The following is a 22,591-nucleotide window of genomic DNA, read 5'->3' as shown; positions in this document are numbered from 1 at the left end:
GCCCCGATCGACGGGTCGGCCGAGGCGACACCGTCCGAGCAGTCACCGGCCGAGCTCGCCCTGGCGGGTAAGACGCAGCTTCGTGTCGGACGCCTGGTGAAGGCCCACGGGCTCAAGGGTGCGATCAAGCTCGAGCTGTACACCGATGATCCCGCGGGGCGCTTCGTCACCGGCGCCACGTTCACCTTGCAGGTGCCCGAATCGTCGCCGTGGCACGGCAAACCCCTCACGGTGCGTGAGTTCCGGTGGATGAACAGCCATCCGGTCGCGTTCTTCGACGGCGTCGAGGACCGCGAGACCGCCGAGGAGCTCATCCGGGCGATCCTATGGATCGACCAGGACACGCAGACCGCACCTGTCGAGGACGACGCGTGGTTCGACCACCAGCTGGTCGGACTCGACGTCGTGCGCGACGACACGATCGTGGGCCGCGTCATCCGGGTCGATCACTTCCCGGCTCAGGATCTGCTGATCGTCCGCGTCGCAAGCGGCGAGGAAGTGCTGGTCCCCTTCGTCAAGGCGATCGTGCCCGAAGTGGACGTGCCCGCCGGCCGAGTCGTCGTGACGCCTCCGGCGGGGCTCTTCGAAGAACTGCCCGCCGACGACGACGCTGAGCCGGCACCCCGGACTCCGAGCGCGGAGGTCGACGACGCGGAGGACTCCTCCGACTCCGAGGCGCTCTCCGAGGACTGAGCGCCACGGCGCTCACTTCGCGCCTCGCTCCACCGTGCAACAGATGTGATCTGCGGGTAACACGGTGGGAAACGTCCCGGAACGTCTGTGCCGGATCATCGAGGCATGGGCTCAGCTGCAGGTCTCCCCACGCAGCCGGACTCCCGGCAGCCGGACGACGCGCCCCCGCGTGTCGTCCGAACGGTCTGCTCGTACTGCGGCGTCGGCTGCGGGATCTCGGTCACGGCGACGCATGCCGGGCCGGGGCATCCGCTCGCCATCTCGAAGGTCGCGGGAGATGCGTCGCACCCCACCAACGGCGGACGGCTCTGCACGAAAGGCGCCACTCACGCGGAGCTGATGCAGGCTCCGGGCCGCATGACGTCGGCCCACGTCCGACCGTCGCGCGGTGAAGATGCCGTGCCGGTCCCGCTGACCGATGCGGTGACGGACGCCGGCAGGCGTCTTCGCGCGATCGTCGACGAGCACGGGCCCGACGCCGTCGCGGTGTACGTCTCGGGGCAGATGAGCATGGAGGCGCAGTACCTCTCGAACAAGCTCGTCAAGGGGTACCTGCGCGGAATCCACATCGAGTCGAACTCACGCCTGTGCATGGCCTCTGCCGGCACCGGCTACAAGCAGTCGCTCGGAGCCGACGGTCCGCCCGGCTCGTACGAGGACTTCGACCGGGCCGATCTGTTCTTCGTCATCGGCTCGAACACCGCCGACTGCCACCCTATTCTGTTCCTGCGCATGGCCGACCGGCTCAAGCAGGGGGCGAAGCTCATCGTCGTCGACCCGCGGCGCACGGCGACTGCGGAACGAGCCGACCTGTTCCTGCAGATCGCGCCCGGCACCGACCTCGCGCTCCTGAACGGACTGCTGCATCTGCTGGTGGAGTCGGGAGACATCGACCAGGAGTTCATCGCGGCCCACACCGAGGGATGGGAGCAGATGCCGGCGTTCCTGGCGGACTACGCTCCCGCCCACGTCGCCGAGCTCACCGGGCTCGACGAGGACGACATCCGCACCGCCGCACGCTGGATCGGCGAGGCCGGCGAGTGGCTGACGCTGTGGACGATGGGGCTCAACCAGTCCACGCACGGCACCTGGTCGACGAACGCGATCTGCAACCTTCATCTCGCGACCGGCGCGATCTGCCGGCCCGGCAGCGGTCCGTTCTCGCTGACCGGCCAGCCCAACGCCATGGGCGGTCGTGAGATGGGTTACATGGGTCCCGGGCTACCTGGGCAGCGGGCGGTGTTCAACCCGGCAGATCGCGCGTTCGTCGAAGACATCTGGGGGCTCACCGACGGGGCCATCCGCGCCGAAGCCGGCAGCGGCACGATCGACATGTACCAGCGGATGGCGGCGGGCGAGATCAAGGCCGCGTGGATCATCTGCACGAACCCCGTCGCATCGATCGGCAACCGAAAGACCGTGATCGAGGCGCTCGAGAAGGCCGAGCTGGTCATCGCGCAGGACGTCTACACCGAGACCGCGACCAACGCCTACGCCGACATCCTGCTTCCTGCGACCCTCTGGGTGGAGGCAGACGGAGTCACTGTCAACAGTGATCGCACCCTCACCCTCGTGCGGGAGATCGTTCCCGCACCGGGTGACGCACAGCCCGACTGGCTCACGATCTGCCAGGTCGCCCGCGCGATGGGCTACGACGAGGGCTTCGATTTCGTCAGCAGCGAGGAGGTCTTCGACGAGATCCGCCGCTTCTGGAACCCCCAGACGGGCTGGGACGTGCGTGGCGTGACATACGAGCGACTGCGCGAGACGCCGGTGCAGTGGCCGGCTCCTCCCGGCGACGCAGGCACGCGGCATCCGATCCGCTACCTGAACGACGGAGTGAGTCAGTCGCTGCATCTGGATGCCGAGGGCGCAGTGCCGGCGCTCGCCTTCGCGACGCCCTCGCGCCGCGCGCAGTTCTTCGCCCGGCCGCACCTGGATCCGGCGGAGCTTCCGGACGACGATTTCCCGTGGGTGCTCAACACGGGCCGCGTGCAGCACCAGTGGCACACGATGACCAAGACCGGCAAGGTGGCCAAGCTCAACCGCCTGAACCCGGGTCCGTTCGTCGAGCTTCATCCGCTCGACGCCGAGGAGCACGGCATCGCCGCCGGCGACGAGGTCGAAGTCTCGTCACGGCGCGGCCGCTTCGTCGTGCCGGCGGTGGTGACCGACCGGGTGCGCCCGGGAAACCTGTTCGCGCCCTTCCACTGGAACGACGAGCACGGCGAGTACGTCACCGTCAACGCCGTCACCAGTGACGCCGTCGATGAATTCTCTGCTCAGCCCGAACTCAAGTACGCCGCTGTGACGCTGCGCCGCGTCGGCCCCGCCGCATCGGCCGCTGCTCCCGCATCGATCGAGGTCGGGGCGGGCGGTGACCCCGCTTCCGCGGAGCGCGCTCTCGTCCGTGCCGGCGTCGACGTCGCCGCGGTGCCCGCACTCAGCGACACCGAGGGCGCGTACCTTGCCGGCTTCGTCTCCACCGTGCGTTCCCGCACCGTGGCGCCCGGCGAGGTGCCCGTGCTCCCGGAGAGCACGCCGCTCGGCGCTGTGGCGCGAGCGTGGTTCGACGGCGTGCTCGCCGGCGCCTACTCGCGCACCAGCAGCGGTGTGCCCCCGACGATCGGCGCCCCCGACCCGGCCGACGAGGTCGTCGTGCTGTGGGCCTCCCAGACGGGAAATGCCGAGGACTTCGCCACGGCCAGCGCCGCAGCGCTGACAGCCCGCGGCGTGCCCGCTCGTGCGCAGAGCATGATGGAGCTGCGTCCAGCCGATCTCACCGCCGTGCGCCGTCTGCTGGTGATCACCTCGACGTTCGGCGACGGCGGTCCGCCCGATAACGGCACGCAGTTCTGGCAGGAGCTCAGCGCCGACGGGGCGCCGGTGCTCTCGGGGCTGCGCTACGCCGTCCTCGCGATGGGCGATTCGAACTACGACGACTTCTGCGGGCACGGACGGAAGATCGACGATCGGCTCGGTGAACTGGGCGCCACCCCGCTGATGGCGCGGGTCGATCTCGAACCCGACTTCGAAGAGCACGCGGCGGCATGGCTCGAGCAGGTCCTCGACACCCTCTCGGAGGGGCAGGATGCCGGCGCTCCGACCTTCGCGCTCGTCACGTCCACGCCGACCAAGCGCCTCTTCACGCGAGCGAATCCGGTGCGCGCCTCTCTGGTGCGCAATGACCTGCTGAGCGGGCCGGCGTCGAAGAAGGAGGTCCGGCGCTTCGCCTTCGACCTCGCCGACTCCGGCGCGGTGTACGAGGCCGGCGACTCGCTCGGCGTCGTGTGCGCGAACGGTGCCAGTGTCGTGACCGAGTGGCTGGACGCGACCGGGATCTCTCCCGGCACCATCGTCGAGATCGACGGCGAAGAGCGCGCGTTCGGCGAGGCGCTGCGCACTCGTCTCGACATCACGAAGATCTCCGGAGAGCTGCTGCGGTTCTTGGCCGAGCGTTCCAGCGACAGTACGCTGTCCACGCTGCTGCGCCGCGAGAACAAGGGCAAGCTCGACCAGTTCCTGTGGAGCATGCAGGCCGTGGACCTCGTGCGCGACTTTCCCGTCTCGGCGGATGCGGACGAATGGACGGCGGTGCTCAAGCGCCTGCAGCCGCGGCAGTACTCGATCTCGTCGAGCCCGAAGGTTGACCCCGACGCCGTGGAACTCACCGTGTCCGTCGTGCGCTTCCAGACCGATGCCGGGCGGGCGCGCGGCGGCGTATGCTCCACGTTCCTCGCCGACGGCGGCGGAGAGTCCACCCCGCTCTACCTGCAGCGCTCGCCCGGCTTCCGTCCGCCGGCCGCCTCGGACACACCGATGATCATGATCGGTCCGGGAACCGGCGTCGCGCCGTTCAGAAGCTTCCTGCAGGATCGGCGCGCGGACGGCCATACCGGCCGCAACTGGCTCTTCTTCGGCGAGCAGCACGCCGCCAGCGACTTCTACTATCGCGACGAGCTCGAAGACATGCGCGACGACGGGTTCCTGACCCGGCTCGACTTGGCGTTCTCCCGCGATCAGCGACAGAAGATCTATGTGCAGGACCGCATGGTCGAGCACGGCGCGCAGCTGTGGCGCTGGCTCGAGGACGGCGCACACGTCTACGTGTGCGGTGACGCGACGCGCATGGCGAAGGACGTAGACGCGACCCTGGTGGGCATCGCCCAGCAGCATGGCGGAATGTCGGAGGACGCCGCCCTCGAGTTCAAGCAGCAGCTCGTCTCCGACAAGCGCTACGTGCGCGACGTCTACTGAGCGGATGCCCGTCGAGCGGATGCCGCGACCTCCGCTGCTGCGGCGGCCGCGGCATCCGCTCTTCCGCTTTCGTCCTCCGCCGTCCTCCTGGTTCCGCGTCGCCGTCGACGCGAAGAAGCGGGCCGCCTCGACGAGGCGGCCCGCTTCTTCCTGAAGAGGTCAGATGCGCTGCTTGGCCAGCGACGCGCGAGGGATGACGTACACGAATACGGTCAGCAGCAGCAGGCCGATGTAGGCGGCGACGAACCCGTAGAAGGCCGCGACGTATCCACCGGTCGCGAGCTGCGACGCGTTGAGCACCTGCGGAACCAGGAACCCGCCATACGCGCCGATCGCCGAGATGAGGCCGAGGGCGGCCGCACCCTTGCGCTGCACCTTGACCGCCTCGGGCGTGCCCGGCTCGATGCCCTTGGCGACCGCTCGCGCGGCGAAGATGCTCGGGATCATGCGGTACGTCGAGCCATTGCCCATGCCTGTCGCGGCGAACAGCAGCAGGAAGCATGCAAGGAACACCCAGAAGTTCTGCAGCGGGAGGGTCCAGATGAGCGACAGCGCGCCCAGCGCCATCACCGAGAACGCGACGACGGTGACTCGCGCGCCGCCGAATCGATCGGCGAGCCGGCCCCCGTACGGCCGGGCGAGCGAGCCGATGAGCGCACCCAGGAACGCGAGAGAGACTGCCGCCTGGCCGACCTGGAACGTCGAGTAGTCGGGGAACTGATCCGCGATCAGCTTCGGGAAGACGCTGGCGAAGCCGATGAACGAGCCGAACGTTCCGATGTAGAGGAGGGCCATCACCCAGAGGTGGGGCTCCCGCAGCGCCGCGGCCGAGCCTGCGAAGTCGGCCTTCGCAGACGACAGGTTGTCCATGTACTTCCACGCACCCCACATCGCGACCAGGATCAGCGGGATCCACATCCAGCCCGCGAGCGCGATGTTGAGAGTTGCACCGGCGCCGATCGTGACGACGATCGGCACCGCGAACTGGGCGACCGAAGTGCCGAGGTTTCCTCCCGCGGCGTTGAGGCCGAGTGCCCAGCCCTTCTCCTTCTGAGGGAAGAAGTAGGTGATGTTCGCCATGGAGCTGGCGAAGTTGCCACCGCCGACGCCACCGAGCGCGGCGACCAGCAGAAGTACGCCGAACGGCGTCTCGGGATTGGACACGACGATGCCCAGGAACACCGCGGGGATGAGCAGCAGGCCGGCTGACACGATCGTCCAGTTGCGGCCGCCGAAGATCGCGACCATGAACGTGTAGGGGAAGCGCAGCGTCGCGCCGACGAGGCTCGGAAGAGAGATGAGCCAGAACAGCTCGGAGCTGGTGAGCTCGAATCCGGCTGCGGGGAGCATCACGACGACGATGCTCCACAGCTGCCAGATGATGAAGCCGAGGAACTCGGCGAAGATCGACCAGCCGAGGTTGCGGCGGGCGATCACGCGCCCCTGCGACTGCCAGAAGGCCCCGTCCTCGGGGTTCCAGCCGTCGATCCAGCGACCGGGGCGGTGGGTGAGTTCTACGGTGGTGGCAGCACCGGATGCTCCGGCGACGGGCGGAGCTGTGACATCCGTGGTGGATGGAGTGACGGTGTTGGTCATGACGCTCCCTGGTGTGAACCTGCGGGGGTGGACGAGCTCTGGGCGGACATGCGCCGGCGGTGGTGCCGGGTGGACCTGCTCAGTGCGGAATGAGCATGGCTACACCGTACGAAGCCGGTGTTTCCGCCCGCGCACCCGCCCCGTTACCTCTCCATCACTTCTCTGTCACGCCGGTGCGGGGCGTCGTGTTGGGGTCCCGTCACACGTCGGAAACACGCTCGGATTCCGGCATCCGCCTGGGCGGTAGTCTCGAAGTCATGCGCGTCGACATCGTCACGATCTTCCCGACGTTCTTCGACGTGCTCGGGGTCTCGCTCATCGGGAAGGCCCGAGATCGCGGCATTCTCGATATGCACGTCCACGATCTGCGGGACTGGGCCCACGACCGCCACCGCACGGTGGATGACACGCCCTACGGCGGCGGAGCCGGCATGGTGATGAAGCCCGAGCCGTGGGGTGAGGCGCTCGATGCCGTACTCAGCGAGGACGCCGTCCTGCTCGTGCCCTCGCCCGCCGGAGAGCAGTTCTCGCAGCCGCTGGCGCGGGAACTCGCGGCCGAGAAGCACCTGGTGTTCGCGTGCGGGCGCTATGAGGGCATCGATCAGCGTGTCGTCGACCACTACGCCGCGCGCGGACGCGTGCGGCTGGTCAGCCTCGGCGACTACGTGCTCAACGGCGGCGAGGTCGCGGCGATGGCCATGATCGAGGCCGTGTCGCGCCTCATCCCGGGTGTCGTCGGCAACCCCGAGAGCCTGGTCGAGGAATCCCACGAGGCGGGACTCCTCGAGTACCCGAGCTACACCAAGCCCGCCCAGTGGCGCGGGCTGGAGGTGCCGCCGGTGCTCCTCAGCGGCAACCACGGGGCGATCGCGGCGTGGCGTCGCGAGCAGAGCCTCGATCGGACCCGCCTCAATCGCCCCGATCTGCTCGCCGATCCGCCGGTGCGCTGACGCACGCAGGCATCGGCGCACGGATGCAATGACCGATCGGGTCGACGTCACGCAGTCGCTTCGACCGGATCGAGCACGTTCAGCCGGTAACCGCGCTTGACAACGGTCTTGATGAGGTCCGGCACGCCGATGGCCTCGCGCAGACGGGCCACGGCCATCTCGACCGCATGGGTGTTCTCGCCCGAGCGCGGCAGGGCGTTCTGAAGTCGCGCACGCGACACGACGCCGCCGCCGGCCTCGAACAGCGACGCGAGGATGTCGGTGCCGGTACGCGAGAGCGGCACGTGGCGACCGTCGATGACGACGCCGGTGCTGCGCAATTCCAGCCGTCCCGCGTTGGTCGGAAGGGATGCCGCGTGCCCGCCGCCGAAATGTGTCACCACCGCGCGAACCAGTGAGCCGAGCCGTCCGCGTTCGGCGATCAGCGGCGCGATGCCGACGGCGCGCAGCGGCTCGGCCGTGATGGGGCCGACTGCTGCCATCAGCACCCTGCCGCTCGCGGCGAGATCCACGATGTCGTCGAGCACGCCCTCGCGCGCGGCCGCGGCCAGCCACTCCGCAGCTCCGGGGGCGGAAGTGAAGAGCACGGCGTCGACCTCGCCCTGGGCCGTGGTCGACACCGAGCGGCACACCACCGCGGGATCCGGCGGCGGACCCCAGCGGTACACCGTCAGACTGACCACATCGGCACCGGCCTGTGCGAAGAGCTCGTCGAGCCCGTCGGCGCCCGAGCCGTGGTGCTGCACGGCGACACGCCGCCGGGCGACGCCCTCCGCGAGGAGGTACTCGCCGAGCTCGGCCGAGGTCTCGGACTCCGCGACCCAGTCGGCCGTGAATCCTGCCTGCTGAATAGCGCCGCGTGCCTTCGGACCGCGCGCGACGATCTGCGCCCGCGACAGCGCCGCATGAAGATCATCGAGCAGTCCCGCCTCGTCGGCGGCCTCCATCCATCCCCGGAAGCCCACGCCGGTCGTTGCGACGACGATCTCGGGCTGCTGCGCGATGAGCTCGCGTGTCGCCTCGATCAGGGCGTCGTCGTCGATATGCGGCACGATCGTCAGCGCGGGCGCGTGGCGCACCTGAGCGCCGTGTCGCTCGAGGGCGGCGGCGAGCTCCGACGAGCGGCGATCGACGGCGATCACGATCGTGCAGCCGTCGAGCGCCGCCGACAGTGCGGGGCGGGGCAGGGAGGTCACCGGTTCGCGTCACCTGCCAGCTCGTGCTGGGGGAGGAGCAGACCTGCGCGGGCCACGTCGCCCACGACGATGACCGCCGGATTGCGCACGCCGGCGCGCTCTGCGTCCGCCACCGCCTCCGCGAGGGTCGTGCGGGTGGTGCGCTGCTCGGGGGTGTGACCGCGTTCCACGATCGCCATCGGCCGGTCGGCAGGAGCACCCGCGGCGAGAGCCGCGGCGACGAGACGGGGGAGCGCGGCGACACCCATCAGCACGACGGTCGTCACCGTGTCGTCGGCGAGCGCGGCGAGCGTGGACGGGGATGTGTCGGCCTGCCCGTTCACCACGTGAAGGCCGGCCGCCGTACCGCGATGCGTCACCGGGATCCCGGCTGCCTGGGGCACCGACACGACGCTGGTGAGGCCCGGCACGACCTCGACGGGAACGCCTGCGGCGAGACACGCCGCCACCTCTTCACCGCCGCGGCCGTACACGAACGGATCGCCGCCCTTGAGTCGGACGACGTGCTTGCCGGCGCGGGCGTGCTCGACGAGAAGCGCGTTGATCTCGTCCTGCGGAACGGGGTGATGGCCGGGACGCTTGCCCACATCGATGATCTCGACGTCGGGGTCCAGTTCCGACAGCACGTCGGTGGGACCGAGACGGTCGGCCACGACGACATCCGCCTCGGCCAGCAGGCGCCGTCCGCGGACGGTCATGAGGTCGGCGGGACCGGGGCCGCCGCCGACGAGGTCGACCCTGCCGGTGCGCGCGGAGCGGCGGCGGCGCAGCGGCAGCGACCCTTCGCGCAGCAGCGTGGCGACGGCATCCCTCACCCGTGCGGTGCGCCGGGGGTCGACGCCGGCGTCCGAGACGACGCCGACCACGACATCGCCCGAGCGGGTCTCAGCGGCCAATCGCGCGCTGCCGTGGGCGCCGTCGGAGGCGTTGACGCAGAGCACGCGGCGGCGCTCGCACGCGGCTGCGACGTCGGCGTCGATGCGGGCGTCGCCGGTCGCGGTGTGCACGAGCCACGCGCCCGCGACATCGGCCGTACGCACGCGGCGGGGAGTCCACGGCACACCGTGGGCGTCAACCAGTGCCCGGACGCCATCGGAGAGCTCCGGGGCGACGATCGCCGCATCGGCGCCGTCGGCGAGAAAGCGTTCGAGTCGCCGGGCCGTGACCGACCCGCCGCCGACCATCAGCACGCGCCGGCCGGCGAGCGAGACTCCGAGCATCGTGGTCACGAGTCACCATCCCAGCGGACGAGGACGTTCCCGTCATCCAGCGTCACCGGCCAGACGTGAAGCGACAGGGACTCTTTGCCCTGCGTATCGAGGCAGACGCCGGTGCGCAGGTCGAACACCTGCTTGTACATGGGCGAGGCGACGGTGGGGGCGTCTTGACGCGTGCCGACGATGCCGCGCGAGATGACATGCGCACGGCTGTAGGGATCGAAGTTCGACACCGCGTGCACCCGCCCGCCCTTGCCATCAGGAGCATGGAGCAGGAACAGCGCGATCTGCGTACCTCCGAGCAGTGCGGCACGGCCGCGCTCGATCTCGAGGTCGTCGAGTGCGCAGACGCGCACCCATCCGTCCGGCGCGGTGTACTCGGCCGTCTGCGGGTCGACGAGGGTCATCGGCGCACCTCCAGGGTCGTGCCGGCGATGAGCACGCGCGAATCGGTGCGCTCGTCATCCGTAGCGGGTCGCGGCTGTCCGCGCTCGGCCGTGTAGGCGAGCGAGGGATCCGGCGTAGTAGGGGCGTTCACGAAGGACGCGAAGCGGCGGAGCTTCTCGGGGTCTTCGAGAGTGGCCTTCCATTCGTCCTCGTACGAGTCCAGATGCGCGTCCATCGCGGCATCAAGATCGGCGCAGATGCCGAGGCTGTCCTCGAAGATGACATCGCGAAGGCCTTCGATCCCTCCGTCGAGGTCTTCGAACCAGGGCGCGGTCCGCTGGAGACGGTCGGCGGTGAAGATGTAGTACATCAGGAACCGGTCGATGGCGGTGAGAAGGTCCTCGTCGCTCAGGTTCTCTGCCAGCAGCACCGCGTGGCGAGGAGTGAATCCGCCGTTTCCGCCGACGTACATGTTCCAGCCGGATTCGGTGGCGATGACGCCGACGTCCTTGCCGCGGGCTTCTGCGCACTCGCGGGCGCAGCCCGAGACACCGAGCTTGATCTTGTGGGGTGAGCGGAGGCCGCGGTAGCGCAGCTCGAGCTGTACGGCCATGCCAACCGAGTCCTGCACGCCGTAGCGGCACCACGTGGATCCGACACATGACTTCACCGTGCGCAAGGACTTGCCGTAGGCATGGCCCGATTCGAATCCGGCGTCGACGAGCTGCTTCCAGATCTCGGGAAGCTGCTCCAGGCGCGCTCCGAACATGTCGATGCGCTGGCCGCCGGTGATCTTGGTATAGAGCCCGAAGTCCTTCGCGACCTGTCCGATCGCGAGGAGCCCCTCGGGGGTGATCTCGCCGCCGGGGATGCGGGGCACGACCGAGTAGCTGCCGTCCTTCTGCAGGTTCGCCATCACGTGATCGTTGGTGTCCTGCAGTGTCGCGTTCTCGCCGTCGAGCACATGTCCGCGCACCAGCGTGGAGAGGATGCTCGCGAGGGCCGGCTTGCAGATGTCGCACCCGCGTCCGCTGCCGAAGCGCTCGATGACCGCACTGAAAGTAGTCAACCCCGATACGCGCACGGAGTCGAAGAGCTGGCGACGCGACATGTCGAAGTGCTCGCAGATCGCGTTGCTCAGTGCAGCGCCGCTCTTGGCGAGCTCGGTGCCGACGATCTTCTTGACCATCATCACGCACGAGCCGCAAGCGGCTCCCGCCTTCGTGCAGGCCTTTACACTCGCAACGTCGGTGCAGCCCTCATCGTGAACCGCTCCGCGGATCGTGCCGGCAGTGACGCTGTTGCACGAGCACACCAGCGCCTCGTCAGGAAGATCTCCGGTGGGCGCTGCGACCCCGCCCTCCGGCATGAGGTACGCCGCCGGGTCACCGCCGAGTGCGCCCCCCACGAGTGGGCGCAGCGAGCCGTACGCCGACGCGTCGCCGACGAGGATGCCGCCGAGCAGGGTCTTCGCGTCGTCCGACAGCACGAGCTTCTTGTACACGCCGGCGACCGGGTCGGTGTACGTCACGTCGAGCGCGCCGGGCGTCTCAGCGAAGGCATCGCCGAAGCTCGCCACGTCGACGCCGGAGAGCTTGAGCTTGGTGGACAGGTCGTAGCCGGGGAAGGATGCCTCGCGGCTGTGCGGATCCGCGCCCAGGAGACGGGTCGCGGCGACCTCGGCCATCGCATAGCCGGGGGCGACGAGACCGACGCACATGCCGTCGAAGTTCGCGACCTCGCCGATCGCCATGATCCTCGGGTCCGAGGTCTGGCAGCCCGCGTCGATCAGGACGCCGCCACGAGGGTGGACATCCAGCTCTGCGGCACGTGCGAGCTCGTCGCGCGGGCGGACGCCGACCGTGAAGACCACCACATCGGTGCGCTCGTATGTGCCGTCACGGAACTCCAGGCCCGCGACCTGGCCGCTGCGGTCGGGGTCGAGCCGCGTGGTGACCGTCTCGGTCTTGACCGTGATCCCGCGCGATTCGATGAGGCGCCGGAGAGTATTGCCGCCCGGGAGGTCGAGCTGAGCCGACATAAGCCGGTCGGAGGACTGCACGACGGTGCACGCGACGTCCAGGCCCTGCAGTGCTCCCGCCGCTTCGAGCCCGAGCAGGCCGCCGCCGATGACAGTTCCGGTGAGGGGGCGGCCGAGTTCGGCGCTGCGACGGGCGACGAACGCCTCGAGCATCTCGACGTCGTCGAGCGTGCGATAGACGAAGCAGCCCTCGAGACCGAATCCGTCGACAGCGAGGCGGGCCGCATACGAGCCGGTGGCCAGGACGAGACGGTCGTAGGCGACGCTGACGCCGCTCTTGGTCGTGACGCGTCGCGCCGTCCTGTCGATGCGGGCCACGGCGTCGCCCCGGAGGAAGCGCAGGCGCTCGTCGTCGAGCATCTCGCGGTCGAGAGTGAGGTCGTCCGCGCTCGCACCGCCGAAGTATCCGGTCAGGCCGACGCGGTCGTACGGGTGGCGATCCTCCTCGCCGATGAGGGTGATGCGCCAGTCCGCACCGCCTCGGCTGAGCAGGCTCTCGACGAAGCGGTGCGCGACCATCCCCGCGCCCACCACCACGACGTGCGTGCCGAGGGCGGGGGTGGTGCTCATGTCGCCACCGTACGCGGGTGATGTTGCGGGACCGTCAGCACCATGTTTCGAGTTCTTGACGGCGCGGTCCGACGATTCGCCGGCAGCGCGGGTGGCCTCTGACATGATTTCTCCTGATCGACGACGGGTCTCTCGGTGTGTGCCTGCGACGTTAGGAGCGCGGTGTTTCATCGCCGGGCCGCGCGCGGTTACCTCGAGCGAACGTTTCGCTCACACAGGTCGCGAAGACGATGTGAGAACGGATGCGTCGGCCTCGGCATCCGTCCTCGATAGGGTGAGCCGATAACCACTCGGGGGAATTCGATGCACACCTGGCCGGGATCCGCCTATCCGCTGGGCGCGACGTTCGACGGAAGCGGCACGAACTTCGCGCTGTTCAGCGAAGGCGCCGAACGCGTCGAGCTCTGTCTGTTCGGCGAGCGCGGCGCAGAGACACGACTGGACATCGCAGAGGTGGACGCGTACGTCTGGCACGTGTACGTGCCGAACGTGCAGCCCGGTCAGCGCTACGGGTACCGCGTGCACGGCCCGTACGATCCGGCGAACGGACTGCGGTTCAACCCCGCCAAGCTCCTGCTCGACCCGTACGCGAAGGCGGTCGAGGGGGATATCGCCTGGGGCCAGGCCGTCTACGGCTACACGTTCGGCGATCCCGACTCCCGCAACGACCTGGACTCCGCTGCCGCCATGCTCAAGGGCGTCGTCGTCAACCCGTACTTCGACTGGGCGGGTGATCGACGGCCCGGCACGCCGTACTCCGAGACACTCGTGTACGAGGCCCACGTGCGGGGCCTCACGATGCGCCACCCCGCCATCCCCGACGAGATGCGCGGCACCTACAGCGCGCTCGCGCACCCGGCGATCATCGACCACCTGCTCAAGCTCGGCGTCACCGCGATCGAGCTCATGCCGGTGCACCAGTTCGTGGACGACGCGATCCTGCAGGAGAAGGGGCTCTCGAACTACTGGGGCTACAACACCATCTCCTACTTCGCCCCGCATAACGCGTACGCCGCCACCGGCCATCGCGGGCAGCAGGTGCAGGAGTTCAAGGGGATGGTGCGCGCCATGCACGCCGCCGGCATCGAGGTGATCCTCGACGTCGTGTACAACCACACCGCGGAGGGCAATCACCTCGGTCCGACGCTGTCGATGCGCGGCATCGACAACGCCGCCTACTACAAGCTCGAAGAGGACGACAAGCGCTTCTACACCGACTACACCGGCACGGGCAACAGCCTGAACGTACGCAACCCGCACTCGCTGCAGCTGATCATGGACTCGCTGCGGTACTGGGTGCTGGAAATGCACGTCGACGGGTTCCGGTTCGACCTCGCTTCGGCCCTCGCCCGCGAGTTCTACGACGTCGACCGCCTGTCGGCGTTCTTCGAGCTCGTCCAGCAGGACCCGGTGGTGTCGCAGGTGAAGCTCATCGCCGAACCATGGGACGTCGGCCCCGGTGGCTACCAGGTCGGCAATTTTCCGCCGCAGTGGACGGAATGGAACGGCCAGTACCGCGACACGGTGCGCGACTTCTGGCGCGGCGAGCCGCAGGCGCTGGGCGAGTTCGCGTCACGTCTCACCGGATCGGCGGACCTCTACGAGCACTCCGGGCGCCGCCCCGTGGCATCCGTCAACTTCGTCACCGCCCACGACGGCTTCACGCTGCGAGACCTCGTCTCATACGAAGAGAAGCACAACGATGCGAACGGCGAAGACGGCCGTGACGGCGCGGACGACAACCGATCCGACAACTTCGGTGTCGAGGGTCCCACCGACGATCCCGCCGTGCTCACGCTACGCGCGCGGCAGCAGCGCAACTTCATCGCGACGCTCATGCTCAGCCAGGGCGTGCCCATGCTCCTGCACGGCGACGAGATCGGCCGCACCCAGCACGGCAACAACAACGGCTACGCGCAGGACAACGAGACAACCTGGGTGGACTGGGATGCCGCGGACCTTCCCCTGCTCGAGTTCACCTCCGCCCTCGCACGGCTCCGACGCGACCACCCCACCTTCCGCCGTCGGCGCTTCTTCGAGGGACGCCCGGTGCGTCGCGCTGCCGGCGCTCCCGTTCAGGACATCGCCTGGCTGCGGCCCGACGGCACGCTCATGCAGCCCGAGGACTGGGATTCGGGATTCGGCCGCGCGGTCGGCGTGTTCCTCAATGGGGCAGGGATCCGCGAGCGGGACCGGCGCGGCGAGCAGATCCGGGATCGGCATTTCATCGTCCTGTTCAACGCCGGCGACGACATCATCGACTTCCGAATTCCGGTCGTCGAGTACAGCCCCGACTGGGAGGTCTTCGTCGACACGGCGGGGGAGCGAGCGGATTCCGATCTCGTGAAACCCGGGGACGTACTGCGGCTCGCGGCGAAGTCGCTCATCGTGCTGTGCGAGCACCCCCGATCGGATGCCGCCGCCGATCACTCCGTGGCCGCGTCCCTCGCCGCGCTCGCGGCGGCAGCGCCGCCCTCGCATGCTCCGAGCGCCGAACTCAGGACCTGATCCGGAGTCCCGGCCGGTGCTGCCTCGGCTGGTGCAGTCGGCTCAGGCCACGCCGAGCCAGGAGCGGTCCGTGAGAACGATCGGACCCTCCTCGGTGATGGCGACGGTGTGCTCGGCGTGTGCGCCGCGCGAGCCGTCCACCGAGCGGAGCGTCCATCCGTCGGGGTCGGTGATGAGCTCGTCGGTCGTCTGCAGGAACCAGGGCTCGAGCGCGACGACGAGCCCGGCGCGCAGCGGATAGCCGCGTCCTGGCTTGCCGTCGTTGGGGATGTGCGGATCGCCGTGCATGACGCGACCCACGCCGTGTCCACCGAAATCGGTGTTGATCGAGTACCCGTCGGCATGCGCGACGGCGGCGATGGATGCCGAGATGTCGCCGATGCGGTTGCCCACGTGAGCGGAGGCGATGGCGGCATCCAGAGCACGCTGGGTGGTGTCGATCAGGGTGAGATCCTCCTCGCGCGGCGTGCCGACGACGAATGAGACCGCCGAGTCCGCCACCCAGCCGTCGATTGACACGGCGAAGTCGAGCGACACCAGGTCGCCGTCGCGGAGGGCGTAGTCGAAGGGCAGCCCGTGCAGCACCGCGTCGTTGACCGATGTGCAGATCACCCTTCCGAACGGGCGGGCGCCGAACGACGGGTGGTAGTCGATGTAGCACGACTCGGCGCCGGCGCGACGGATCAGATCGTGTGCTCGGCGATCGATCGCCAGCAGGTTCGTGCCCACCTTTGTCTCGTCGCGCAGCGTCGCCAGGGTCTCGGCGACGAATCGCCCCACGGGCCGCATCGCCTCGATCTCGGCAGGGGTGCGCAACTCGATCATCGGGTTCCTCTCGTTCACCCACCATTGTGTCGGACGCGGGAGCGCACGGCTGTGAGGATGCTCAGCGCCACGCGGGAGGGAGCCACGACCCGCACGACCGGCGTAGCATCGGAGGCATGTGGCTGCGTCGCGCATTCTTCGGTTGGCTCATCCCCGCCGCCTTCGTGCTGCCGCTGTGGATCCTCGTCGGGTGGGGCGTGTTCAACGCCGGCGGCTGGGCATTCCTCTGGGTGCTCTTCCTGGCGATTCCCGGCGTGTTCCTGTGGCAGCTCGTCCTGACGCTTCTCGTCCGTGCCCGCGGCACCGTGCGCGCCCATCGCGCCGTCTCGTGGTGGGATGTGCTCGGGTTCACCGTCTGGCATGGCCTCGTGATCTCGCTCGGCTTCTTCAACGCCGCATGGTGGGCGCCGGTGATGGTCGTCGCGATCCTCGTCGGAGTCGGTCTGTTCTGGCTGGAGCTGTGGCAGCTGTGGAGCGAGGCCAAGCCCTCGCGACTGATCCTGCACACGACCGACGGGGTCGCGTACCTCGCGCCGCCGCAGGAGCCTGCAGAGGCGACCGTGCAGGATGTCATCATCGTGAGCGAGAAGCAGCGCCCGCCGGCCTCCTGACCCGTTTTGGCCGTGCAGGGCATCCATGGCAGAATGGGCCTTTGTGCCCTGACCAGGTTCTGCCTCAGGGGAATCCGTCATTCGGCTCTCAGCCGGTGGCTTCGGGCACACGACATCCTTTCCATTACTTCCCGCGGTCGACCTGTGGCGGCCGCAGAGAGAAACGATCATGCAGATCCTCGACTCTGTCGACGCAGCTTCGCTGCGCTCCGACATCCCCGTCTTCGGCCCCGGCGACACCGTCAAGGTGCACGTCAACATCACCGAGGGCAACCGCTCGCGTATCCAGGTCTTCCAGGGCGTCGTCATCGGCCGCTCCGGCGATGGTGTCCGCGAGACCTTCACGGTCCGCAAGATCAGCTTCCAGGTCGGCGTCGAGCGCACCTTCCCGGTGCACTCCCCGGTCATCGACCACATCGAGGTCGTCACCCGTGGTGACGTGCGTCGCGCGAAGCTGTACTACCTTCGCAACCTCCGTGGCAAGAAGGCCAAGATCAAGGAGAAGCGCGGCAACTGACACTCTCGTCAGCAGACGCATTCTGTCGCGAAACCCCGGGCCGATGGTCCGGGGTTTCGTCGTTTCCGCGAACACGCTCGCGTTTCGCACCGGGCCGCGCGGACGATTCGAAGGTGGCGCGCAGGCGTCAGTGCGGGCCGGAGTGTGGGACCCTTGAAGGCAGGCCCGCCGACGGACGGTGGACGGTGAAGGAACCCGAATGACGACCGAGAAGTCGGCACCCGCCGAGCCGGCGCCCGCGCCGCGGCCGGAGAGCGGGGCGACCGTCCAGCCACGCCGTCGCGGATGGATCGTGTTCCTCCGCGACGTGGTGGTCATCATCCTGATCGCCGTCCTGGTGTCGTTCCTCGTCAAGACGTTCGTCGTCCGCTCGTTCTACATTCCATCGGGCTCGATGGAGGACACCCTCCACATCAACGACCGCATCCTGGTCGACGAGATCACACCGCGATTCGGCGCTTACGAGCGGGGCGACATCGTCGTCTTCCAGGACCCGGGCGGCTGGCTCCCGCCCAGCACCGAGGTCGCACGTCCGGCGGTGGTGGAGGCCGTCGAGTGGGCGCTCTCGCTGATCGGCCTGGCCGCTCCCGACAGCGACGACCATCTGGTCAAGCGGATCATCGGACTTCCGGGCGATCATGTCGTGTGCTGCAATGCCCTCGGCCAGATCACTGTCAACGGCGTGCCCATCGACGAGAGCGATTACATCAAGCTAGCGACGGGCGAATCGGCCGCTTCGGGCGATCCGTTCGACGTGGTCGTTCCCGAGGGAAGCCTCTGGGTGCTCGGTGACAATCGCTACCGCTCGAAGGACTCCCGCTACAACACCGACCAGCCGGGCAAGGGATTTGTCCCGATCGACAACGTCGTCGGACGCGCCTTCCTCGTGACCTGGCCGTTCGATCGCTTCGGCATGCTCGACTTCCACCACGAGGTGTTCTCCGGGGTGCCCGAAGCAGAACCCGAGGGCGAAACGCAGTGACCGTGATCGAGCCCAGGCTCACGCTGGAGCGTCGTCTCCTGCGCGAGCACACGCTCGTGATCGCATGCGACGAGGTCGGCCGCGGTGCCCTCGCGGGCCCCGTCGCGGTGGGGGCGGCGGTGATCGACGGGCCCCGATCGCGCAAGCGGATCCCGCAGGGCCTACGCGACTCGAAGCTCGTGCCCGAGCACAAGCGGGCGGACGTCGCCTCGCGCGCGGCATCCTGGGTCGCTGCGAGTGCGGTCGGCTGGGCGACCTCGGCCGAGATCGACGAGATCGGGATCATGCGTGCGCTCGGGCTCGCGTCGATCCGCGCGATCGCCGACCTGCGCGCGCAGGGCGTCGTCCCCGAAGATGCCATCGTCGTCCTCGACGGCAACTACGACTACATCTCCCCGGCGGGCGGACGGGGACTCACCGTGCGTCCGGTCATCAAGGCTGACCGCGACTGCGCGTCGGCGGCCGCGGCATCCGTCATCGCGAAGGTCGCGCGCGATGCCTTGATGACCGAACTCCATGACGAGCTGCCCGCCTACAACTGGGCACGGAACAAGGGCTACGCGAGTCCTGATCACCGCGAGGCGATCCGCGCTCACGGAATCAGCTCGCATCACCGCGCATCGTGGGCGATCGCCGACGCCCCCACCCTCTTCTGAGATCGGCTACGACCCACGATGGTCGCGGCATCCGCTCGCGCCCGTAGGATGGAGACACCATGGATGACGACGTCTTCGAAGACTACGACCGTGAGCTGGAGCTCGCGCTGTACCGGGAGTACCGCGACGTCGTCTCGCAGTTCCAATACGTGATCGAGACCGAGCGGCGGTTCTACCTCGCCAATGAGGTCAACGTCGTCCGCCGCGACACCGAGCACGACTTCTACTTCGAGATCTCGATGTCCGATGTCTGGGTGTGGGACATCTACCGCGCCGACCGCTTCGTGAAGGCGGTGCGCGTCCTCACGTTCAAGGACGTCAACGTCGAGGAGCTCTCGCGCCGGGACTTCCACCTTCCGGAAGAGCTGTCGCTCGACACCTGAGCCGGCGTTTCGAGGCTCCTCCCCAGGTAGCGGTTTCGCGCGAATCCGAGGGAGTATGAGAAGACGCCCTGTCGGGGCGTTTCGTCGCTGCTTCGGCGCGCCACGATGCCTACATGGCAGACAAAGACGAGCTGGGCCGCGCGGGCGAGGATCGCGCCTCACGCTACTTCGAGGAGATGGGCTTCACCGTCCTCGCCCGCAACTGGCGATGCCGTGCGGGCGAGATCGACCTGGTGGTCGCAGACCGCGTCTCAGTGGTCGTGGTAGAGGTGAAGACGCGCCGGGGTGAGGCGTTCGGGCACCCGTTCGAGGCGATCGACACGCGCAAGCGCGCGAGGCTGTGGCGCCTGGCGGTCGCATGGACCGGCGCGCACCGCGACGCGGTTCAGGGCCGACGGCTGCGCATCGACGCGATCGGGCTCACCGGCGCCGATCCTGCCACGGCGCGCCTCGAGCACCTCGTCGATGTGGAAGTGCCGTGAGCATCGCGCGCACCTGGGCGGTCGCGCTGGTGGGGGCCGAGGGCGAATGCGTCGAAGTCGAGGCGGACCTGTCGAATCAGACACCCGACTTCCGGATCATCGGACTTCCCGACAAGGCCCTCGGCGAAGCTGTCCAGCGCGTGCACAACGCGTGCGCGAACAGTGGCACTCCGCTTCCTCGGCGCCGACTCACGGTCAACCTGTCGCCGGCCAGCCTGCCCAAGCAGGGGTCGGGCTTCGACGTGGCGATCGCGATCGCATCTCTCGCGACCGAGTCGACGATGGATGCCGCATCCGTCGCATCGACCGTGCATCTGGGCGAGCTCGGACTCGACGGTCGCTTGCGCCCCATCCCGGGCATCCTCCCGGCCGTCGTCGCTGCACGACGGGCCGGGCACACGCGGGTGGTCGTGCCGCACGCGAACGGTCCCGAGGCAGAGCTGGTGGAGGGGATGCGCGTGCTGGCCGCCACGAATCTGGCTCAGGTCATCGCCTGGCACGGCGGAGAGATCGCGATCCCCGACGACGCTCCGGTCGTGATGGCCGGCGAGGATCAGCCGGTCGAGGACCACCTCGACCTCGCCGAAGTGATCGGGCAGCGTGACGCGGTGGACGCGCTCGTGGTCGCGGCGGCCGGCGGACACCATCTGCTGATGTGCGGTCCACCCGGTGCCGGAAAGACGATGCTCGCGCGGCGCCTGCCCGGAATCCTCCCCGGCCTCGACGACCGCGCGGCGCTGGCCAGCGCCTCCATCCGCAGCCTCACCGGAGCTCGGGTCATGGAGCTCTCGCGCACGCCGCCGTTCGAAGCGCCGCACCACAGCGCCAGCGTCGCGGCCCTGGTCGGCGGCGGGTCGCGAGTCGTGCGTCCCGGCGCGATCGCGCGGGCGTCAGAGGGGGTGCTGTTCCTGGATGAGGCGGGCGAATTCCAGGCAGCGGCACTGGATGCGCTGCGTCAACCACTCGAGAACGGCACGATCACCATCCACCGATCGGGAGCGAGTGCGCGGTACCCGGCGAGGTTTCAGCTCGTGCTCGCCACGAATCCGTGCCCGTGCGGCGACTACGGCATTCGCGGTGGCACCTGCACCTGCCCACCTGCCGCGATCCGGCGGTACCTCGGACGGCTGTCCGGGCCGCTGCTGGATCGCATGGACATCGAGCTGACGCTGGCACGCGTGTCCGTGGCCCACCGGGGTGCGCCGGCGCCCGAGACGTCGACCGCGATCGCCCGCGAACGCGTTGCCGAGGCACGTGCTCGCGCCGCACGGCGTCTCACCGGAACCCCGTGGCGGGTGAATGCCGACGTCCCCGGCACCTGGCTGCGCGAAGGCCCGGCGGCACCGCCGCCTGCGGTGCGCCGTCCACTGGACGCCGCTCTGCATCGCGGTGCGCTGACTCTGCGCGGATACGACCGCGTGCTGCGGGTCGCATGGTCGATCGCCGATCTCGGTGGGCGCAGCCAGCTGAGCGCCGAGCACATCGGGCGGGCGCTCTACCTGAAGAAGGGGCTGGCGCTGTGACCGGCATCGATCTCTCGCCGGCGACTGCGCGGGCTGCCCTGGCGTCGGTCGCGCACGCGGATGAGGCAGATTCTGCGATCGTCGAGCGATACGCCACCGTCGTGTGGTCCCATCTCGTCGAGCCCGGAGATTCCGTCGCGGGCAGGCTCGTGGCGGCACGGGGTGCGGCGGGCGCGCTCGACTCCGTCTTCGGCGGGGGCACTGTGGCGGACGTCACCGCGCAGGAGCTCGCTGCAGCGAGACGACGATGGATGCCGCGCCTCAACCCGCGCGCGGTGACCGACACCCTCCGCATCGCGCAGGTGCGTGCTGTCTCGCTGATCACGCGCGCCGACCCCGACTGGCCCGATCAACTCGAAGATCTCGGGGCTCATGCGCCGATGTGCCTATGGGTCCGCGGCGAGACGAGTGCGCTGCGGCTGCTGCGGCCATCGGTGGCGATCGTCGGCGCGCGCGCGGCGACGCGGTACGGCGATCATGTCGCGATGGAACTCGCGGCCGAGCTCGCCGGCTCCGGTGTCCCGGTGGTCTCGGGCGGCGCCTACGGGATCGATGGCGCCGCCCATCGGGCCGCGCTGTCAGTGGGCGGACTCACCGTGGCACTTCTGGCGGGTGGTGCCGAACGCGCATACCCGGCGGGCCACTCCGGCCTGATCGATGAGGTCGCCGCGAGTGGCGTGGTCGTGAGCGAGGTTCCCTGCGGATCTGCACCGACGAAATGGAGGTTCCTCCAGCGCAATCGGCTGATCGCCGCGATCTCGGATGCCACGGTGGTGGTCGAGGCGGGGTGGCGGAGCGGCTCTCTCAACACCGCTGGGCATGCAGCGGCGCTGTCGCGTGAACTCGGCGCGGTGCCGGGACCGATCACGTCGGCGGCGTCGGCGGGAAGTCATCGTCTGCTGCGCGAGTACGGCGCGCACTGCATCACGAGCGCGCAGGACGTGCGCGAGATGCTCGGACTTGTTCGAGGAGGGAGCGAGCAGGGGGTGCGCGGTCCGCGCACCGACGATGCGACACGCGTGCAGGACGCGTTGAGCACGACGCTCTGGCGCGACCCGGTCGACGTCGCACGTCGAGCGGGCATGGCGCCGGACGAGGTCGAGGCGCTGCTTGGGCTGCTGCATCTCGAGGGAGCGGTGGTGCGTGCGGCGACCGGGTGGCGGCTGGTGAGCGGTCACGAACGATAGGGCGCGGTAT

General features: G+C 69.0%; 18 protein-coding genes. 12 read left to right on the top strand and 6 right to left on the bottom strand.

The window, feature by feature from the left end:
• Positions 1 to 60 precede the first annotated feature (60 nt).
• The gene (gene rimM / locus KEC57_RS09300) at positions 61 to 693 is read left to right on the top strand and encodes a ribosome maturation factor RimM (protein WP_229384428.1); all 633 of its coding nucleotides are present in this window, start codon (positions 61 to 63) and stop codon (positions 691 to 693) included.
• 105 nt (positions 694 to 798) lie between these two features.
• Positions 799 to 4,950, top strand: coding sequence for a bifunctional nitrate reductase/sulfite reductase flavoprotein subunit alpha (locus tag KEC57_RS09295; protein WP_229384296.1), 4,152 nt, complete (start codon positions 799 to 801; stop codon positions 4,948 to 4,950).
• A 159-nt stretch (positions 4,951 to 5,109) separates the two neighbouring features.
• Here KEC57_RS09295 and KEC57_RS09290 read toward each other — a convergent pair whose 3' ends face one another.
• A complete protein-coding gene (locus tag KEC57_RS09290; protein WP_229384295.1) occupies positions 5,110 to 6,546 on the bottom strand; it encodes an MFS transporter in 1,437 nt (478 codons plus the stop codon).
• A gap of 257 nt (positions 6,547 to 6,803) precedes the next feature.
• Between KEC57_RS09290 and trmD the strand changes: the two genes are divergently transcribed.
• The gene (gene trmD / locus KEC57_RS09285; protein ID WP_229384294.1) at positions 6,804 to 7,496 is read left to right on the top strand and encodes a tRNA (guanosine(37)-N1)-methyltransferase TrmD; all 693 of its coding nucleotides are present in this window, start codon (positions 6,804 to 6,806) and stop codon (positions 7,494 to 7,496) included.
• Between the two features lie 47 nt (positions 7,497 to 7,543).
• On the opposite strand, the gene KEC57_RS09280 is transcribed toward trmD, so the two are convergent.
• From KEC57_RS09280 to nirB, 4 genes are read right to left on the bottom strand one after another with little or no spacing between them, the layout of a single operon-like run.
• Positions 7,544 to 8,692 (bottom strand): uroporphyrinogen-III synthase, encoded by a 1,149-nt coding sequence (locus KEC57_RS09280; RefSeq protein WP_229384293.1) that lies wholly within the window; start codon positions 8,690 to 8,692, stop codon positions 7,544 to 7,546.
• Entirely contained in the window at positions 8,689 to 9,921 is a 1,233-nt protein-coding gene (cobA, locus tag KEC57_RS09275) for a uroporphyrinogen-III C-methyltransferase (protein ID WP_372457002.1), read from the bottom strand. The genes KEC57_RS09280 and cobA overlap by 4 nt, the downstream gene beginning before the upstream one ends.
• Positions 9,918 to 10,316, bottom strand: a complete 399-nt coding sequence (nirD, locus tag KEC57_RS09270; RefSeq protein ID WP_229384292.1) for a nitrite reductase small subunit NirD — start codon at positions 10,314 to 10,316, stop codon at positions 9,918 to 9,920. Before nirD ends, cobA begins: the two co-directional genes overlap by 4 nt.
• Complete coding sequence (gene nirB, locus KEC57_RS09265; protein WP_229384291.1) at positions 10,313 to 12,907, bottom strand: nitrite reductase large subunit NirB; 2,595 nt, start codon at positions 12,905 to 12,907, stop codon at positions 10,313 to 10,315. Before nirB ends, nirD begins: the two co-directional genes overlap by 4 nt.
• Before the next feature lie 303 nt (positions 12,908 to 13,210).
• Between nirB and glgX the strand changes: the two genes are divergently transcribed.
• Complete coding sequence (glgX, locus tag KEC57_RS09260; RefSeq protein ID WP_229384290.1) at positions 13,211 to 15,415, top strand: glycogen debranching protein GlgX; 2,205 nt, start codon at positions 13,211 to 13,213, stop codon at positions 15,413 to 15,415.
• A gap of 42 nt (positions 15,416 to 15,457) precedes the next feature.
• Here glgX and map read toward each other — a convergent pair whose 3' ends face one another.
• Positions 15,458 to 16,240, bottom strand: a complete 783-nt coding sequence (gene map, locus KEC57_RS09255; protein ID WP_229384288.1) for a type I methionyl aminopeptidase — start codon at positions 16,238 to 16,240, stop codon at positions 15,458 to 15,460.
• A 116-nt stretch (positions 16,241 to 16,356) separates the two neighbouring features.
• Here map and KEC57_RS09250 point away from each other — a divergent pair, with 116 nt between their 5' ends.
• The 8 genes from KEC57_RS09250 (at position 16,357) to dprA (ending at position 22,581) form a co-directional block, all read left to right on the top strand.
• A complete protein-coding gene (locus tag KEC57_RS09250; RefSeq protein WP_229384286.1) occupies positions 16,357 to 16,851 on the top strand; it encodes an MFS transporter permease in 495 nt (164 codons plus the stop codon).
• A gap of 169 nt (positions 16,852 to 17,020) precedes the next feature.
• Positions 17,021 to 17,368, top strand: a complete 348-nt coding sequence (gene rplS / locus KEC57_RS09245; protein WP_229384284.1) for a 50S ribosomal protein L19 — start codon at positions 17,021 to 17,023, stop codon at positions 17,366 to 17,368.
• A 199-nt stretch (positions 17,369 to 17,567) separates the two neighbouring features.
• Positions 17,568 to 18,350 carry a signal peptidase I gene (gene lepB / locus KEC57_RS09240; protein ID WP_229384283.1) on the top strand — a complete coding sequence of 261 codons (783 nt, stop codon included), beginning with the start codon at positions 17,568 to 17,570 and terminating at the stop codon, positions 18,348 to 18,350.
• Positions 18,347 to 19,006 (top strand): ribonuclease HII, encoded by a 660-nt coding sequence (gene rnhB / locus KEC57_RS09235; RefSeq protein ID WP_229384282.1) that lies wholly within the window; start codon positions 18,347 to 18,349, stop codon positions 19,004 to 19,006. Before lepB ends, rnhB begins: the two co-directional genes overlap by 4 nt.
• 59 nt (positions 19,007 to 19,065) lie before the next feature.
• A complete protein-coding gene (locus KEC57_RS09230; protein ID WP_127818250.1) occupies positions 19,066 to 19,389 on the top strand; it encodes a DUF2469 family protein in 324 nt (107 codons plus the stop codon).
• Positions 19,390 to 19,502: 113 nt separating this feature from the next.
• Positions 19,503 to 19,871, top strand: a complete 369-nt coding sequence (locus KEC57_RS09225) for a YraN family protein (protein WP_229384281.1) — start codon at positions 19,503 to 19,505, stop codon at positions 19,869 to 19,871.
• Complete coding sequence (locus KEC57_RS09220; RefSeq protein WP_229384280.1) at positions 19,868 to 21,394, top strand: YifB family Mg chelatase-like AAA ATPase; 1,527 nt, start codon at positions 19,868 to 19,870, stop codon at positions 21,392 to 21,394. Before KEC57_RS09225 ends, KEC57_RS09220 begins: the two co-directional genes overlap by 4 nt.
• Complete coding sequence (gene dprA, locus KEC57_RS09215; protein WP_229384279.1) at positions 21,391 to 22,581, top strand: DNA-processing protein DprA; 1,191 nt, start codon at positions 21,391 to 21,393, stop codon at positions 22,579 to 22,581. The genes KEC57_RS09220 and dprA overlap by 4 nt, the downstream gene beginning before the upstream one ends.
• Positions 22,582 to 22,591 lie beyond the last annotated feature (10 nt).

This window comes from Microbacterium allomyrinae, assembly GCF_020682705.1.
Classification (GTDB): domain Bacteria; phylum Actinomycetota; class Actinomycetes; order Actinomycetales; family Microbacteriaceae; genus Microbacterium; species Microbacterium allomyrinae.
The sequence above is the reverse complement of the archived record's forward strand: the minus strand, read 5'-3'. Positions and strand labels throughout refer to the sequence as shown.

Bases quoted from the DNA above. Each gene is read 5' to 3' on its own strand.
- KEC57_RS09295 (WP_229384296.1), top strand. From the start codon at position 799: ATGGGCTCAGCTGCAGGTCTCCCCACGCAGCCGGACTCCCGGCAGCCG.
- KEC57_RS09290 (WP_229384295.1), bottom strand. From the start codon at position 6,546: ATGACCAACACCGTCACTCCATCCACCACGGATGTCACAGCTCCGCCC.
- trmD (WP_229384294.1), top strand. From the start codon at position 6,804: ATGCGCGTCGACATCGTCACGATCTTCCCGACGTTCTTCGACGTGCTC.
- nirD (WP_229384292.1), bottom strand. From the start codon at position 10,316: ATGACCCTCGTCGACCCGCAGACGGCCGAGTACACCGCGCCGGACGGA.
- nirB (WP_229384291.1), bottom strand. From the start codon at position 12,907: ATGAGCACCACCCCCGCCCTCGGCACGCACGTCGTGGTGGTGGGCGCG.
- glgX (WP_229384290.1), top strand. From the start codon at position 13,211: ATGCACACCTGGCCGGGATCCGCCTATCCGCTGGGCGCGACGTTCGAC.
- map (WP_229384288.1), bottom strand. From the start codon at position 16,240: ATGATCGAGTTGCGCACCCCTGCCGAGATCGAGGCGATGCGGCCCGTG.
- KEC57_RS09250 (WP_229384286.1), top strand. From the start codon at position 16,357: ATGTGGCTGCGTCGCGCATTCTTCGGTTGGCTCATCCCCGCCGCCTTC.
- rplS (WP_229384284.1), top strand. From the start codon at position 17,021: ATGCAGATCCTCGACTCTGTCGACGCAGCTTCGCTGCGCTCCGACATC.
- lepB (WP_229384283.1), top strand. From the start codon at position 17,568: ATGACGACCGAGAAGTCGGCACCCGCCGAGCCGGCGCCCGCGCCGCGG.
- KEC57_RS09230 (WP_127818250.1), top strand. From the start codon at position 19,066: ATGGATGACGACGTCTTCGAAGACTACGACCGTGAGCTGGAGCTCGCG.
- KEC57_RS09225 (WP_229384281.1), top strand. From the start codon at position 19,503: ATGGCAGACAAAGACGAGCTGGGCCGCGCGGGCGAGGATCGCGCCTCA.